Below are 15,719 nucleotides of genomic sequence, written 5' to 3' on the forward strand. Positions count from 1 at the left end.
TCGGTGAATTTGCTGATGGAATTGCAAATGAGCTTTCCGACGGGTTCTCCGGACCCGGAATTACCGCCGGAATTGCGGATCACCGAGGCTCGGAGCCGACCACCCACATCGAGAAGTACTGGGACCCGCCTCCGTAGGCATGGCCCAATGCTTTTCGCGCCCCGTCGACTTGGTAATCGCCGGCCCGCTCCATTACCTGCTTGGCGGCCTCGGCGAACCGGATCATTCCGGAGGCGCCGATCGGATTGGAGCTCAGCACCCCGCCCGACGGGTTCACCGGCAGCTTTCCGCCGATCTCGGTCTCGCGTGCGTCGGTGAGCTTCCAGCCCTCGCCCTCGGCGGCGAACCCCAGATTCTCCAGCCACATCGGCTCGAACCAGGAGAACGGCACGTAGATCTCGGCCGCATCGATCTCCTCGAGCGGATTGGTGATCCCGGCCTGCTTCCACAGCGCCGCCGCGGCATCCCGGCCGGCCTGTGGATTGACCTGGTCGCGGCCGGAGTAGGCGAGCGGCTCGGTGCGCATGGCGGTGCCGTGCACCCAGGCGACCTTCTTACCCTTGGCCTCCACAGCCTTCGCCGACTCCTCGTCACCGATCACGATGGCGCAGGCGCCGTCCGAGGACGGGCAGGTCTCGTCGAAACGAATTGGATCCCAGAGCATTTGGGAAGCCAGCACCGATTCCATGGTGATATCGGGCTGATGCAGGTGGGCGACGGGGTTCTTGGCCCCGTTGCGCCGATCCTTCACCGCCACCATGGCGCCGATGTGCAGGGGAGCGTTGGCACGCCGGATGTAGGCGCGCACATGGGGTGCGAAGTAGCCGCCCGCGCCCGCGCCGACCGGCGCCGTGAACGGCACGGGGTTCGACAGCGCCCACATGGCGTTGGACTCGGACTGCTTCTCCCAGCAGATGGCCAGCACCCGGCGGTAGACGCCGGCCTGCACATGGTTGGTGGCCACGATTCCGGTCGATCCGCCGACCGAACCCGCGGTGTGCACGCGGAGCAGCGGTTTTCCGGTGGCGCCCAACGCATCTGCCATGAACAGTTCGGGCATCATCGAGCCCTCGAACAGGTCCGGCGCCTTGCCGACGACGACCGCGTCGATGTCGTCCATGGTCAGATCGGCATCTTCGAGGGCACGGTCGATTGCCTCACGGCACAGGCCCGCCATCGATACGTCGGACCGTTTCGTCACATGATGCGTTTGTCCGGTGCCGAGTACAGCAGCTTGGTGAGTCATCGTGCCTCCAGGATGGCCACCAGATTCTGCTGCAACGCCGGACCACTGGTGGCGTGTGCGAGGGCTCGACCGGCGGTGCCGTTGATGATTTCGTCGGCCGCGAAGCCGATGCGTTCCAGGCCGGCGGCGAACATCGGGTTGCCTGCCAGCGCACCACCGGAGGGGTTGATGCGGGTGGACTCGCCGAGGCCGATGGCCTCCTTCAGGATCAGTTGTTCATGACTGTAGGTCGCGTGCAATTCGGCGACGTCGAAACCGCCGCCGTCGCCACCGGTGAGGGCCCGGGCCGCCGCTGCGGTGGAGGGCGAAGTGGTCAGGTCGCGCGCGCCGAACATCGGTGTATCGATGCGATGTGTCATGCCGGTGAGCCAAGCCGGGCGCTCGCACAGTTCACGAGCCTTGTCGCCACGGGCCAGGACGATCGCCGCGGCGCCGTCGGTGATCGGCGCGATGTCGTGCTCGCGCAGCGGGCTCGCGACATACGGTGCGGCGAGCCGCTTTTCGATCTCGGCCTCGTCAGCTGCCGAGACCGCGGCCATATCGCGTTCGGTCCAGGTGCCGGCATCGAGTCCCGCGCGTGCCTGCAATCCGGCCACCGAATACGCGTCCGGCCACAGCGGGGCCACCAGGTACGGATCCATCTGCATCGTCAGAACCTGCCGCAGCGTACCGGCCGATGGCTTGCCGAATCCGTACACCAGAGCCGTATCCACCTGTCCGGAGCGGAGTTTCACCCACGCCTCGTACAGCGCCCAGGCGGCGTCCATCTCGACGTGTGACTCGTTGATCGGCGGCACGGCACCGATCGAGTCGATGGCCGAGATGAAGGAGAAGGCACGGCCGGCCAGGTAATCGGACGAGCCCGAGCACCAGAAGCCGATGTCGGACACGCCGATTCCGAGCTTGTCGTACAGTCGCTGGAAGCACGGCACCAGCATTTCGACACCGTTGGTGGTGCCGTAGGTTTCAGGGACATGCGGTGCGTGGGCGAAGCCCACCACGGCAATATCTGTCGCGTTGTCGCTCAAGGTCTTTCAGCTCCTAGAGGTGGTGCCGGTAGCTGTCGTAGTCTGCGTCCGGCTCGCCGTTGGGCTCGAAATGGTCCACGTTCTCCAACGTGTAACCCCATTCCTCGCGCGGCTTCCACACGGCCTTGACCCGCATGCCCATGCGTACATCGCTGGGATCGCAGCCCAGCACCCGGTGCAGTACCGGAATATCGGCGCCGTCGAGCAGCACGTAGGCCGCCACGAACGGAGGTTTGATCTTCTGGCCCATGAACGGCACGTTCACGATGCAGAATGTGGTGATGGTTCCGGTGTCGCCCAGCTCCACCATCTCTTCGGCCGGCCGCCCGTCGATCGGGTCGGCACCGCGAGCGGGGAAGTACACCTTGCTGTCGGCATCGGCGCGGCCGCCGATCAACCGGCCTTCGGCGAGCGCCTTCAGATACAGCGTCTCGGCGGGGGAGGCGGTGTGCTTGTAGACCAGGTCGATCGGGGTGACGATTCCGGTAACCGGCTCTCCCGCAGTCGATTCCGTGGGGGCCGCGGAGGTGTCCCCCGGCTCCAGGCAGGCGATGTCGTGGATGTCCCCGGTCCGTTCGGCGGCCCAGCGGACCCGCACCCGCATCCCGCTGTGCACGTCATCGGCCGTGGACACGTCCAGGGCGTGCAGCAGTGCGGTGTCGGCGCCGTCGAATTTCACCAGCGCCCAGGCGAAGGGACGGTCGAAGGGCTGACCGGGCAGCGGATCGGCCACCCAGCTCCAGCTCTGCACCGTCCCGACATCCGACACGTCGACGAAGTCGGTCAGCGGTTTCGCGGTCACCGGATCGAATTCGGCCGGCGGCACGATCACCCGGCCGTCGCTGCCGCGGACGCCGACGATCCGGCCCTCGCGCAGTCCGGTCAGGAACCGGCCTATGGTCGGTCCGACCGATCGGGTGTAGTCGAACTTCATACGTAGTTCGGCGCCGAGTACCTCGGGGGCGGGTTCCGCTTCCGGACCGCTGCCTTTCGCGATTGCGCCGGTCATGGTGTTCCCATTGGTCACGATATCGAGTAGAACAGGTTCTTATTCTGGTGGCAAGAGTTACCAGGGAAAGGCCGTCCGGCGACGGGGTTCGGCGAAAGGAGTCGATGATGCGATTCGGACTGCAGCTCGGGTATTGGGGCGCTGCTCCGCCGTCGAACGCCGCGGAGTTGGTGGTGGCGGCCGAGGAGATCGGCTTCGACGCCGTCTTCGCGGCGGAGTCGTGGGGTTCGGATGCCTTCACGCCGCTCGCGTGGTGGGGTTCGTCGACGAACCGGGTGCGGCTGGGCACTTCGGTGGTCCAGTTGTCCGCCCGTACGCCCACCGCCACCGCGATGGCGGCGCTGACGCTCGATCACCTCAGCGGTGGCAGGCACATCCTGGGACTCGGTGTATCCGGACCGCAGGTGGTGGAGGGCTGGTACGGCCAGCCGTTTGCCAAACCGCTGGCCCGGACCCGCGAATACGTGGGGATCATCCGGCAGGTGCTGGCCCGCGAGGCCCCGGTGGTCAGCGACGGCAAGCATTACCGGCTGCCCTACGACGGCCCCGGCTCCACCGGTCTCGGTAAGCCGCTCAAGCCGATAACCCATCCGCTACGTGCGGATGTGCCGATCTGGCTCGGCGCCGAAGGGCCCAAGAACGTGGCGTTGACCGCGGAGATCGCGGACGGCTGGCTGGCGATCTACTACACCCCCCGGCTCGCCTCGATGTACGACGAATGGCTCGACGAGGGTTTCGCGCGTCCGGGTGCCCGGCGTTCGCGGGAGGATTTCGAGATCGCGGCGAGCTGCCAGGTGATCATCACCGACGACCCCCGTACCGAGATCGACCGGATCAAGCCGGTGATGGCGCTCTACATCGGCGGGATGGGCGCCGAGGAGCTCAACTTCCACGCTCAGGTCTACCGCCGGATGGGCTACGGCGCCGAGGTCGACGAGATCACCAGACTGTTCCGCTCCGGACGCAAGGACGAGGCGGCGGCGGTGATTCCGGACCAGCTGATCCTCGATACCGCGATCATCGGCGATGAGGACCATGTGCGTTCCCAGCTGAAGGTCTGGGAGGCCGCGGGGGTCGGCATGCTGACGGTGTCGCTGCGTGATGTCGACCAGCTGCAGCGTATCGCCCCCCTTGTCCAGGAGTAGAACACGTTCTAGATTCGAGGAGTGACTTCGATGGAGCAGCCGCTGGGACTGTGGAATATCGCCGGATCCGATCCCGATCGGATCGCCGTCGCCGAGCCGTCCGGTCGCGAGGTGAGTTACCGGGAACTGGCCGATGCGGCCGATCGGATCGCGCGTGGTCTGCAAGCCAAGGGGCTGGTCCCCGGTGATGTTCTGGTATCGATGGTGCACAACACCGTCGATGCGCTCGCGGTGTACTTCGCGGCCTATCAGGCCGGTCTGTACATCGTCGCGGTCAACTGGCATCTGACCGGGCCCGAGGTCGCCTACGTTCTCGGGGACAGCGAGGCGAAGGTGTTCGTCGCCGACGAGCGCTTCGCCGAAGCCGCCACGATCGCGGCGACCGAGGCGAATGTGGGTGCCCAGGAGCGCTATTCGGTCGGCGCCATCGACGGCTTCCGGCCGCTGTCGGAACTGGGTGCGGGTGAGCGGGGGCGCCCGGATGTGCGCACCACCGGTGCTCCGATGTTGTACACCTCCGGAACCACGGGGCGTCCCAAGGGTGTTCGGCGTCCGCTCACCGGGGCCGATCCGGATGTGGTCGGCCCGCAGGCGACCGGCTTCTTCGGGCTGTTCGGCATCCGGCCCTTCGACGATCATGTGCACATCTGCGGTTCGCCGCTCTATCACACCGCCGTGCTGAATTTCGCCTCCATCTCGATCCAGTTGGGGCACAAGGTCGTTCTGATGGACAAGTGGGATCCGGAGGAGATGCTGCGGCTGATCGACACCCATCGGGTCACCCACAGCCACATGGTGCCCACTCAGTTCCATCGTCTGCTGGCGCTGCCGGAGGAGGTTCGCGCTCGCTACGACGTGTCCTCGCTGCGGTGCATGATCCACGGCGCCGCGCCGTGTCCACAGGAGACCAAGCGCAAGATGCTGGACTGGTGGGGGCCGGTCGTCACCGAGTACTACGCGGCGACCGAGGGTGGCGGAACGTCGATCTCGGGCGAGGAGTGGTTGCGCAAGCCGGGTTCGGTGGGCAAGGCCTGGCCGTACGCGGTGGTGAAGGTGCTCGGTGAGGACGGCGTCGAACTACCGCCCGGCGAGATCGGCCAGGTCTACATGAAGATGGGCGGTTCCAATTTCGAGTACCACAAGGACAAGTCCAAGACCGAGGACGCGCGCGTCGGTGATCTGTTCACCGTCGGCGACATCGGCCACATGGATGCCGACGGGTACCTGTTCCTGCATGATCGGCGCTCGGATCTGATCCTGTCCGGGGGAGTGAACATCTACCCGGCCGAGATCGAGAGCGACTTGATCACCCATCCGAAGGTTGCCGATGTGGCGGTTTTCGGTATCCCGCACCCGGATTGGGGGCAGGAGGTCAAGGCGGTGGTCCAGCCGGTCGAGGGGATCGCCGGCGACGAGGCGCTCACCGCCGAGCTCATGGAGTTCGCCAGGGCGCGCCTGGCGAAGTACAAGCTGCCCAGGAGCATCGACTATCTGCCCGAGTTGCCGCGTGATCCGAACGGCAAGCTCTACAAGCGCAAGCTGCGCGAGCGGTATGTGACCGCGTAGCGACGAACTCGCGGATCGAGGCCGGCGTCCCGTTCGTCCTGCCCTGTGACGGGCGCCCTCGATACCGTGACGGCCGAGCCCGCCTGGTGGTACCAGGCGGGCTCGTAGTCGTCGCAGAATACGCCTTTCGGGAAAACTCATCGGTGGATCGGGCGAATTAGTAAACTGTGTTAATTAGCTCTTGTCAGGAGAGTGAACACGTTCTATTTTGGTCCTGTGAGCTACAACATAGCGGACCTTGTCGAACACACTATCGACCTCGTGCCGGACCGTGTCGCGCTGGCCGACGACGTCCGCTCGGTGACCTATGCCGAGCTGGAGGATCGGGCCAACCGATTGGCGCACTACCTGCAAGAACAGGGTGTGCAACCGGGTGACAAGGTCGGCATCTACTCGCGCAACACGATCGAGGCCGTGGAGACCATGGTCGCGATCTTCAAGGCGCGGGCAGTCATGGTCAACGTGAACTTCCGATACGTCGAGAACGAGTTGCAATACATCTTCGACAATTCGGACATGGTCGCGCTGATTCACGAGCGTCGGTACAGCGAGCGGGTATCGGCCGTGCGGCCGAATACGCCGAAGCTGAAGGCGGTCATCGCCGTGAACGACGGCACCGAGGCCGACGTGCCGCTGCCCGCGGATTCGGTGGAATACGAGGCGGCGCTGGCGAGTACGTCCGGTGAGCGCGACTTCGGCGATCGATCCAACGACGACATCATGATGATCTACACCGGTGGTACCACCGGCATGCCCAAGGGTGTGATGTGGCGTCAGGAGGACTGGTGGCGGGTGCTCGGTGGTGGCATCAACTTCGTCACCGGTGAGGCCATCGAGGACGAGTGGCAGCAGGCCAAGGCCGGCGCCGCGGGCCCGCAGATGGTGCGCTACCCGATTCCGCCGATGATCCACGGCGGTTCGCAGTCGGCCACCTTCCACGGTTTGTTCGACGGTGGCAAGACCATCATGCTGCCGGAGTTCACCGCGCACGGTGTGTGGCAGGCGATCGACCGCCACGGCGTGAACCTCATCTTCATCACCGGCGACGCGATGGCGCGGCCCATGCTCGACGCACTGAAGACCGGGAACCCGGAAACCGGTGCGGACTACCAGCATTCGAACCTGTGGGCGCTGGCCAGCAGTGCGGCGCTGTTCTCCCCGGCGCTCAAGGACGAGTTCATCGAGTTGCTGCCCAATACCGTGATCACCGACTCCATCGGCTCCTCGGAGACCGGGTTCGGCGGGCTGTCGGTGGCGGCCAAGGGCGCCACCCACACCGGCGGTCCGCGGGTCAAGATCGATGCTTCCACCGCTGTCATCGACGACGACGGCATTCCGGTCGCGCCCGGTTCCGGTCAGGTCGGTCTGCTGGCGCGGACCGGCAACATCCCGCTCGGCTACTACAACGACCCGGTCAAGACCGCGGCGACGTTCAAGGAGTTCAACGGGGTTCGCTACTCGATCCCAGGCGATTTCGCCCGCGTCGAGGAAGACGGCACCGTCACCATGCTGGGCCGCGGATCGGTCAGCATCAACAGCGGTGGCGAGAAGATCTACCCGGAGGAGGTCGAGGGTGCGCTGAAGTGTCACCCGGAGATCTTCGACGCCCTGGTGATCGGTGTGCCGGACGAGCGCTGGGGTCAGCGGGTGGCCGCGGTCGTGCAGTGCCGCGGTGGTGACCGGCCCACCCTCGAGGAGTTGCGCCCGGTGCTGAGCCAGGAGATCTCCGCGTACAAGCTGCCGCGCAGCCTGTGGTTCGTGGACGAGATCAAGCGGTCGCCGGCCGGTAAGCCCGACTACCGCTGGGCCAATGATCACGCCCAGTCGCGGCCGGCCGACGAGGAATCGCACGCCACGTCGAAGTAGTTACCTGGCCGAAGTAAATATTCGGCAATCGAGATCGCCGTGTCTCGGACAGCGTGGTCCGGGGCGCGGCGATTCCCGTTTTCCGATGCGGTGGCGTCACCTTGCCACCTGGCCGTTGTGCGCCATTACGCGGCATGGTTGCGGGTCGTCCGCCGTGCCCCGGTTTCCGGGGTGTTTTCTGTCGGTGGCCTGTGCCACAGTGATCGGCATGAGCGAAAAGGCATCCGTCGGCACCGTCGACGATGTGTTGCAGCAATTCGAGAGTTATCGGCGGGAGCTGTGCGCTTACGCCTACCGCATGCTGGGTTCCTCGTTCGAGGCGGAGGATGCGGTCCAGGACACCTTCACGCGGGCGTGGAAGGCCTACGACTCGTTCGAGGGCCGGTCCAGTGTGCGGTCCTGGCTGTACAAGATCTGCACGAACATCTGCCTGGACATGCTCGACGGGCCGCAGCGGCGGGCCCGTCCGATGGATCTGTCGGGTCCGTCGCGTCCGGACAGTCCGATGCCGCCGCCACAGCCGGACTACGTCTGGGTCGAGCCGATTCCGAACGCACTCGCCTTCGGTGCTGACCCGGCCGAACATGCCAGCACCAAGGATTCGCTGCGACTGGCCTTCGTCGCGGCCTGTCAGCATCTGCCGGCCACCCAGCGCGCGATTCTGATCATGCGTGAGGTGCTGCGATTCTCGGCCAACGAGACGGCCGAGATGCTCACCATGTCACCGGCTTCGGTGAACAGCGCCCTGCAGCGCGCCCGCGCCACCATGTCGAAGGTGCAGCCGTCGGAGTCCGGCAGCTACGACGAATCAGATGACACACAGCGTGAACTCGTCGAGGATTTCGTCCGCGCCTTCGAGGCCTACGATATGGATGCGCTGACCTCGCTGTTGAAACAGGATGTGGCGCTGTCGATGCCGCCGCTCGAACTGTGGATCTCGGGACCGCAGAACGTCGCGGAGTTCATGTTGTCGGAGGGGCCTTCGGCCTGTCGCGGCTCGCGGATGGTTCCGCTGGCGGGTGCCAACGGACTGCCCGCCTTCGGTCAGTACAAGCCGACCGAGGAGCCCGGCGTCTACTCCCCCTGGTCGATCACGGTGCTGGAGTTCGACGGTGACGAGATCAGCGGCCTGAACTTCTTCCTCGATACCGAGCGTCTGTTCCCGCTGTTCGGTCTGCCGGGTGAACTGCGCGAGCCCGCCGACGGGTAGCGCTCAGTCGATCGCTTTGGCGGTGAGCCAGATGGCGACGACCACGCCCCCGGCGATCACCATGCCGATATGGCCGGGGGAGCGGGCGTAGTCGTACACCGATAGCGCGACGATGGCCGCGATGACGAAGATGAGCAGACGTTTCACCGGATACCCCCCACCGCTCGGAGTTCAAGGATACGAGACGTGGAATCGGTTGTGCCACACCGTGATAACGGCAAATATCCAGCGCGGGCCGATTCGGGAGTGCTGCCAACCAACGAGGCTGCGCGGGAAATGACGTTCGCGGGAACTGTCGTGTCGGCGGCGTCGAGGTCGCGGCCGCTATTTCGCCGTATACCCTAACGGGGTACCAATGGATTGGTGGGGCTGTCGCATGCCGGTCGTTGCCCGGCCGGCATGCGGAATCGGTTCGAAATTCAAGGGGCGCAACCGATCCGCCTACGTCGAGATATCCCTCCTGGAGAGGGTGGCCGGGTCGCCGGTCGGCGCTACCGCCGGCGGTGCCGACCGCGATCGGACCGCCGGCGGTATCGCCGAAGTCCTCCCGCGGCGCTCGCACTCCGTTGTGCTGGAACGGGTTTCGCGGTCAGTCGCCGATGGTGTGGCAGGCCGCGACGAGGGCGCGCAATTCCGCCCGGGGCGGATCCGGTCGCACGGCGAGGTAGCTCTGCATCGTCGGCTCCGGATCGCGCAACGGCCGCCAGACCACGCCCGGGAAGGTCAGCTGGGCGGCCTGGGCGGCGTAATAGACCGTCCAGCTGGGCGCGCCGAAACCGATGGCGGCCAAAGTGTCCTGCTCGGTGGTGAACCCGGGGCCGAACCACGGTTCGAAACCGGCTCGGCGGCACGAGTCGGTGATCAGGTCGTGCAGGGCGGGATTGCGGGCGCGGTCGACCAGGCGAAGCGGAAGTTCGGCCAGGCGGGCCAGTTCGACCTCGCGCAGCACGGCCAGATCGTGGCGGGCGGGAATCGCCGCGACCAGCCGGTCCGACCACAGCGGCAGTAATTCGAGGCCGGGCTCCTCCCGGGCGCCGCGCACGATCGCGGCATCCAGTTCGCCCGACCGCACGCGCTTCATCCGCTCCTCGGTATCGGCATTGACCAGCTCGAGATGGGCATCGGGCGCCGAGCGCGCGAATTCGACGAGGATGTTCTCCAGCCTGGTGCCGAGTCCGGTGCTGGTGCCGAGCCGGATGGTGCCCGAGCGCTCGACACGCAGATCATCGATGGCATCCCGTGCCCGTGACGCCGCCGCCAGTACCTCCTCGGCATGGGGGAGCAGGCGTCGTCCGGCCTCGGTGAGCCGCACGCTGCGGGTGGTGCGTTCGAACAGTGCGACGCCGAGTTCGCGTTCCAGCCGGGTGATCTGCTGACTCACCGCCGACTGCACGATATGCAGGCGCTCGGCCGCGCGACCGAAGTGCAGTTCGGTGGCCACGGTCAGGAAGTACTGCAACTGTCGGAATTCCACCGGTGCGAGATTAATCAGTTTTCGTGAACAGTGCCAGCTCGGTTCGGCCATTTTTCGCGGACGCCGAACGCGGTTGTCTTATGGCATGCCGAACATCACCGTGAACAACACTCAGCTCTACTACGAAGATCAGGGCGCCGGCTTGCCGCTGCTGTTCCTGCACGGCTGGGGTACCAGCGGCCGGGTCTGGGGCGCGCAGCAGGCCGAACTGGCGCAGGACTTCCGGGTGGTCACCATCGACTGGCGTGGCTGCGGGCGTTCGGACCGCCCGCTGGAGGGCAATACGCTCGCCGGCGTGGTCGCCGATATCGCCGAGGTGATCCAGCAGCTGAACCTGCACCGGCCGGTGGTGGTCGGTTCGTCGATCGGCGCGACCTTCGCCACCGAACTGGCATTGGCACATCCGGATCTGCTGGGCGGCGTGATCCCCGTGGACGGACCGGCCTACTGGCCCGGACAGGGGATGCCGCTGGCCGAGATCATCGACGAAATGCGGTATCGGCGAGCGGAATTCCTGTCGAATTGGGTGCCAAACTGGTACGCGCCGGGCACCACGCCGGTGCTGGTGGACTGGACCATCCGGCAGATCCTCGACTCGGGCGTGTACATCGACGAGCTGTTCCATGCCTTCGCCACCTACGATCCGCGCCCGCACCTTCCGCTCCTGGGCACCCCCATTCACTACCTGCACGGTGAACTGGATGCCGAGATCCCGGTCGAGGTGGCGCGGGTGTGCGCCGCCCTCACCCCCGGTGCGGGAGTGACCGTGATCGAGGGCGCCGGGCACATGGCGCAGCAGGAACGCGCGGCCGAATTCAACGCCGCGCTGCGGGCGGCCGTGGCCGGCTTCCGAATCCCCGCGGCTGCCTGAACTTCCGCTGCCGCATCACCATCCACTCTGCTATTCGAGGACTCCATCATGCCTATCGCGACAGCTCGACTCCACGGCGGCGAAGCCCGGGTCGCCTATGAACTCACCGGAACCGGCCCGGCGGTGATCCTGGTACACGGCACCGCGGCCGCCCGCGACCAGTGGGCGCCGCTCACCGAGCGGATTGCCGACCGCTACACCGTTGTGGCACTGGACTATTCGGGATCCGGTGACACCGTCGACCACGGCGGGCCGCTGACCGTGGCCGATCTGGCCGCCGAGGTCGCCGCGGTCGCCGATCACGCCGGGATTCAGCAGTTCCATCTCGTCGGTCATTCCCTGGGCGCGGTCGTGGCCGCGCAGGTGGCGGCCACCGCGCCCGACCGGGTCCGGTCGCTGTTCATGCACGCGGGCTGGGTGCGTACCGATACCCGGATGGATGCCGAATTCCGGTATTGGATCGACCTGCTGCGCCACGACGGCGAGCGCGGCACCGATCTGTTCGCCCGCATGCTGCCGCTGATGGCATTCGGGCCGCGCTATTGGGACAACGTCACCGCGGCAGACAATGATGCGCTGGTGAAACAGCTGGCAACAGTGATCGCGCCCGGTGCGATCCGGCAGACCGAGGTGGACCGCACCGTCGATCTGACCGATCTGCTCGGCCGGATCACGGCACCGGCGCTCGTGCTGGCCAGCGCGCACGATCGGATCATTCCGGCTGTGCAGCAACGGGAACTGCTGGCCGCGATCCCCGATGCCCGGTACGCCGAAATCGATGCCGGGCACGGTGCGCCGGGGGAGGATCCCGACGGCTTCATCGCCAAGATCGTCGGCTTCCTCGACGACCGGACGAGCTGACCGGATGCGATCGGCGGACCCGCTCGCACCGGACCGCCGATCGGCGCGGGTCAGTTGCCGCCCGGGTAATCCATCCAGAACGCCTCCCAGTGATGCCCGTCCGGGTCGAGGAAGGCGCGGCTGAACATGCCGACCGCCTCCTCCTGGGCGCGCTTGTCCTCACTGATCTCCTCGGTGGCGCCGGCCGCCTTGGCCGCCTCGATCAGCGTTTCGACCTCGGCCGCGCTGCCGAGGGACAGCGCGTAGATCGATCCGGTGGCCGCACGGGTATCGGCGATGGGACGGCTGGTGAAGACCTCGAAATGATGGTGGGTGAGCAGCATGATGCAGATGTTGTCGTCGACCACCACGCAGGCGGCGTTCTCGTCGGTGAAGTCGGGATTGATTTTCCAGCCCAGTGCCTCGTAGAAGGATTTCGATCGCTCCAGATCTTCGACCGGGAGGTTGATGAAGATCATCTTGCTGGCCATGTGCGGGGGTCCTCTCACCTGCGTTCGTCGTTGTCACCAATACCGACGCCGTGGCGGTTCGAAACTCATCGGACGGCCTCGATAGGGGTGCTGAACAGTGCAGAAGCGAATTCGGTCGAAGAAAATTGATCGCCGATCGACACGGTGCCGCGCTAGCGTCGGACCATGGGAGATCCCGCAACCGCCGACCGTCCGGACACCGCACCCGGCGCCGTGTACCTGATCACGGGCATCCAGGCCGCGGGCAAGTCGACGGTCGCACAGGCGCTGGCGCAGCGCCTGCCCCGCTCCGCGCATGTGCACGGAGATGTGTTCCGGCGCTTCGTGATCGGTGGCCGCGCCGAGATGTGCGCGACGCCGAGCGCGGAGGCGTTGCGGCAGTTGGAATTACGTCATCACCTGGCCGCGTCCGTGGCCGACGAGTACGCGCGGGCGGGCTTCACCGCGATCGTTCAGGACGTCGTGCTGGGTGAGCTGTTGCCGTGGATGATCGACCGGATACGGACCGATCCGCTGTATGTGATCGTGCTGTCGCCGCGTCCGGCCGCTGTCGCGGCGCGCGAGGCCGGGCGCGCCAAGAAGGCGTACGGCACCTTCACCGTGGAACAGCTCGACGAGGTGCTGCACGCCGAAACCCCGGCGATCGGATTATGGCTCGATACAACGGATCTCACCGTCGATCAGACCGTGGACGAGATCCTGCGGCGTGCCGAGCCGGTACGTGATCCGTCCGGGGCCTAGCCCGGGGCCGGGTCAGCTGTCGCCCAGCAGGGCGGTGAGCCATCGGTGCACGGGCGCCCGGAGGTCGTCGATGCTCGCGGAGGTTCCGGCCCGCAGGTCGAGCAGCGCGCGGGTCCCCAGCAGTCGGTCGAAGAGCAACCCCTCGAGCAGGCTGACCAGGTCCCGCGCCGCTGCGACCGGATCCGGTGCGCTCAGGGAGATCAGCAGGTTCTCGGCGGCGGGTACCGAGAACAGACATCCTGCCAGCGCCCGGCGCAACTCCTCGTCGTCTGCGGTATCCGCCGCAAGAGCGCAGCGGGCCAAGGCATCTCGCCGCCGTTCCCCGATCAGCAGATCGAGCTGCCCGGCGATGAGATCGGCGGCGGCGCCGACCGGGTCCGGCCGTCGAGGCGAGGTGTCGAGCGCTGCCCGGAACGCAGTGCGGGATGTCGTGGTCAGGTGAGTGATGGCGGCCGTCAACAGATCTCGCCGCGTCCGGTAATAATACGAGGTCGAACCCCGGGCGATGCCGAGCCGGTCGTCGATGGCGTGATGGGTCACCGCTCGATTACCGCCCTCGGCGGCGAGTTCGAGGGCGGCCGCGCAGATGCTGTCCCGCCGTGAGGCTCTGCCGGTCGAAGCGCGCGACTGCGCACCATCCGATCGCACCATGGAAGTGGCCCTCCTCGCCGTCACCGCCGGACCGATCATGCCACTGCACTCCTACGTGCTTGCGGAGCGTGCTTCGAGGCTGCCACCAGGACTCTCGAAAGCTGTTCGGCGAGTGTCCTCGGCCGGCACGATTATCCGGAGGTATGGCAGAAGACCGCGGCGCTGATGGAGTCACTGGCGCGCGATCACGCGCTGATCGATGGCAACAAGCGCCTCGCCTGGTACGCGACGTGGGTATTTCTCCACCTCAATGGGCACCCGCTGAACGTCGCCTTCGATGTCGACTCCGCCGAGGCGTTTGTGCTCGCGGTGTGTCAGGGGGAACTGGAGGTGGCCGCGATAGCGGAACCGCTCGAGGAATTCACCGGCGGACAGCCGGCCGTCGAACGAAAAATGCTCGCCCGGGTTCGGTCCGGTGGAGCGGCGGATCGAACCCGGGCGAGCGCCTGCGTCAGTGGACCTCGGCCAGGAGGGTGCCCAGAGCACGCAGGTGGTCGGTGGCGCCGCCGAGCGCGAATTCGTTGTGTTTGGCGGCGGTGAAATAGCACTGCACGATGTGGTCACGGTCGATGCCGACGCCGCCGTGCACGTGGACGGCGGTGTGGGCGATGTGATGACCGGCCTCGGCGGCCCAGAACTTGGCGGTGTGGATCTCGGCGTCGGCGGACAAGCCCTCCGAGACCCGCCAGGCGGCCTGCGTGACCGCCAGACGCAGACCCTGTAGATCGATGTAGCCGTCGGCCAGGCGCTGGGCCACGGCCTGGAAACTGCCGATCTTGCGGTTGAACTGCTCGCGTTCGCGGCCGTACTCGGCGACCAGCTCGATCGCCCGTTCCAGGGTGCCGAGCTGCTGTGCGGCCAGACCCAGCCAGCCCTGCGCGAGCAACCAGTCCAGGATCTCGGGGCCGTCGTCGAGGGTGCCGAGCAATTCCGCCGGGGTGCCGTCGAATTCGAGTTGAGCCTCGGGGCTGCGGTCGACGACCTGCTGATCCGCCGAACGCACTCCGGCCGCCGCCGGATCGACCAGGAAGACCGCGGTCGCACCGGAGACCGTGGCCGGCACCAGGATCCGGGATGCCTGCGCGGCGAACGGCACCACGGTCTTGGCGCCGGTGAGCTTCCAGCCGCCGTCCTCGGTGGCGGTGGTGGTGGGCCGGGCCGGCTCCCAGTTGCGCTCCTCGGACAGGGCCACCGTCAGAATCGTCTCGCCCGCAGCGGCTTTCGCCGCCTGCTCGCGCTGTGCGTCGTTGCCCCAGCGCGCCAGTGCGCCGGCGCCCAGGACGACCGACCACAGATACGGCACCGCGGCAACGAATTTGCCCAGTTCGCGCAGGATGGCGGTCTGCTCCAGGACGCCGAGGTCACTGCCGCCCACCGACTCCGGCAAGGTCGCCGCCAGCACGCCGGTCTCGGCGAGCGAGCGCCACAGTGCCTCGTCGAAGCGGACCGCGGCGGTGTCGAGTTCACGCAGCCGATCGGCGGTGACGAGTTTGCCGCAGACCTCGCCGGTCAGCCGCGCGAGATCCTGCTGCCCCTCGGTAAGTGTGAAATCCATTGGTGATACCTAGCTTTCGACTCTGC

At 66.6% G+C, this 15,719-nt stretch carries 15 protein-coding genes and 1 pseudogene; 8 read left to right on the plus strand and 8 right to left on the minus strand.

Annotated features, from left to right (window positions below):
• Positions 1–79: 79 nt before the first annotated feature.
• Genes AB0L57_RS31745 through AB0L57_RS31755 form a run of 3 tightly spaced genes read right to left on the minus strand, consistent with a single transcriptional unit; the run spans position 80 to position 3,283 of the window.
• Positions 80–1,246: a thiolase domain-containing protein gene (locus AB0L57_RS31745; protein ID WP_364970200.1), complete on the minus strand. Its 1,167-nt coding sequence runs from the start codon at positions 1,244–1,246 to the stop codon at positions 80–82.
• On the minus strand, positions 1,243–2,274 hold the full coding sequence (locus AB0L57_RS31750) for a thiolase domain-containing protein (protein WP_364970202.1): 1,032 nt from the start codon (positions 2,272–2,274) through the stop codon (positions 1,243–1,245). The genes AB0L57_RS31745 and AB0L57_RS31750 overlap by 4 nt, the downstream gene beginning before the upstream one ends.
• A gap of 13 nt (positions 2,275–2,287) precedes the next feature.
• Positions 2,288–3,283 (minus strand): OB-fold domain-containing protein, encoded by a 996-nt coding sequence (locus AB0L57_RS31755; RefSeq protein WP_364970294.1) that lies wholly within the window; start codon positions 3,281–3,283, stop codon positions 2,288–2,290.
• 107 nt (positions 3,284–3,390) lie between these two features.
• Between AB0L57_RS31755 and AB0L57_RS31760 the strand changes: the two genes are divergently transcribed.
• The 4 genes from AB0L57_RS31760 to AB0L57_RS31775 all read left to right on the plus strand — a co-directional run bounded on the left by AB0L57_RS31760 (position 3,391) and on the right by AB0L57_RS31775 (position 9,070).
• Positions 3,391–4,428 carry an LLM class F420-dependent oxidoreductase gene (locus AB0L57_RS31760; RefSeq protein ID WP_364970205.1) on the plus strand — a complete coding sequence of 346 codons (1,038 nt, stop codon included), beginning with the start codon at positions 3,391–3,393 and terminating at the stop codon, positions 4,426–4,428.
• A 30-nt stretch (positions 4,429–4,458) separates the two neighbouring features.
• Positions 4,459–5,994: an acyl-CoA synthetase gene (locus tag AB0L57_RS31765; RefSeq protein ID WP_364970296.1), complete on the plus strand. Its 1,536-nt coding sequence runs from the start codon at positions 4,459–4,461 to the stop codon at positions 5,992–5,994.
• 216 nt (positions 5,995–6,210) lie between these two features.
• Positions 6,211–7,860, plus strand: coding sequence for an acyl-CoA synthetase (locus AB0L57_RS31770; protein ID WP_364970208.1), 1,650 nt, complete (start codon positions 6,211–6,213; stop codon positions 7,858–7,860).
• A gap of 208 nt (positions 7,861–8,068) precedes the next feature.
• The gene (locus AB0L57_RS31775) at positions 8,069–9,070 is read left to right on the plus strand and encodes a sigma-70 family RNA polymerase sigma factor (protein ID WP_364970211.1); all 1,002 of its coding nucleotides are present in this window, start codon (positions 8,069–8,071) and stop codon (positions 9,068–9,070) included.
• A gap of 3 nt (positions 9,071–9,073) precedes the next feature.
• On the opposite strand, the gene AB0L57_RS31780 is transcribed toward AB0L57_RS31775, so the two are convergent.
• Together AB0L57_RS31780 and AB0L57_RS31785 are read right to left on the minus strand one after the other, a co-directional pair.
• A complete protein-coding gene (locus AB0L57_RS31780) occupies positions 9,074–9,217 on the minus strand; it encodes a hypothetical protein (RefSeq protein ID WP_364970214.1) in 144 nt (47 codons plus the stop codon).
• A 442-nt stretch (positions 9,218–9,659) separates the two neighbouring features.
• Positions 9,660–10,544 (minus strand): LysR family transcriptional regulator, encoded by an 885-nt coding sequence (locus AB0L57_RS31785; protein WP_364970217.1) that lies wholly within the window; start codon positions 10,542–10,544, stop codon positions 9,660–9,662.
• An 85-nt stretch (positions 10,545–10,629) separates the two neighbouring features.
• On the opposite strand from AB0L57_RS31785, the gene AB0L57_RS31790 reads away from it, so the two are divergent.
• On the plus strand, positions 10,630–11,415 hold the full coding sequence (locus AB0L57_RS31790; RefSeq protein ID WP_364970220.1) for an alpha/beta hydrolase: 786 nt from the start codon (positions 10,630–10,632) through the stop codon (positions 11,413–11,415).
• A gap of 48 nt (positions 11,416–11,463) precedes the next feature.
• Positions 11,464–12,276, plus strand: a complete 813-nt coding sequence (locus AB0L57_RS31795) for an alpha/beta hydrolase (protein ID WP_364970223.1) — start codon at positions 11,464–11,466, stop codon at positions 12,274–12,276.
• Positions 12,277–12,326: 50 nt separating this feature from the next.
• Here the strand turns inward: AB0L57_RS31795 and AB0L57_RS31800 are convergent, their stop codons facing one another.
• Entirely contained in the window at positions 12,327–12,746 is a 420-nt protein-coding gene (locus AB0L57_RS31800; RefSeq protein WP_364970224.1) for a VOC family protein, read from the minus strand.
• Between the two features lie 165 nt (positions 12,747–12,911).
• On the opposite strand from AB0L57_RS31800, the gene AB0L57_RS31805 reads away from it, so the two are divergent.
• A complete protein-coding gene (locus AB0L57_RS31805; RefSeq protein WP_364970226.1) occupies positions 12,912–13,487 on the plus strand; it encodes an AAA family ATPase in 576 nt (191 codons plus the stop codon).
• A gap of 12 nt (positions 13,488–13,499) precedes the next feature.
• On the opposite strand, the gene AB0L57_RS31810 is transcribed toward AB0L57_RS31805, so the two are convergent.
• Positions 13,500–14,138, minus strand: a complete 639-nt coding sequence (locus tag AB0L57_RS31810) for a TetR family transcriptional regulator (protein ID WP_364970228.1) — start codon at positions 14,136–14,138, stop codon at positions 13,500–13,502.
• Between the two features lie 108 nt (positions 14,139–14,246).
• Here AB0L57_RS31810 and AB0L57_RS31815 point away from each other — a divergent pair.
• Positions 14,247–14,432 (plus strand): annotated as a pseudogene (locus AB0L57_RS31815) (Fic family protein); the annotation flags it as partial.
• Between the two features lie 157 nt (positions 14,433–14,589).
• On the opposite strand, the gene AB0L57_RS31820 reads toward AB0L57_RS31815, so the two are convergent.
• Positions 14,590–15,693 (minus strand): acyl-CoA dehydrogenase family protein, encoded by a 1,104-nt coding sequence (locus AB0L57_RS31820; RefSeq protein WP_364970231.1) that lies wholly within the window; start codon positions 15,691–15,693, stop codon positions 14,590–14,592.
• Between the last annotated feature and the right edge of the window lie 26 nt (positions 15,694–15,719).

The organism is Nocardia sp. NPDC052254, from assembly GCF_040679495.1.
Lineage (GTDB): Bacteria > Actinomycetota > Actinomycetes > Mycobacteriales > Mycobacteriaceae > Nocardia.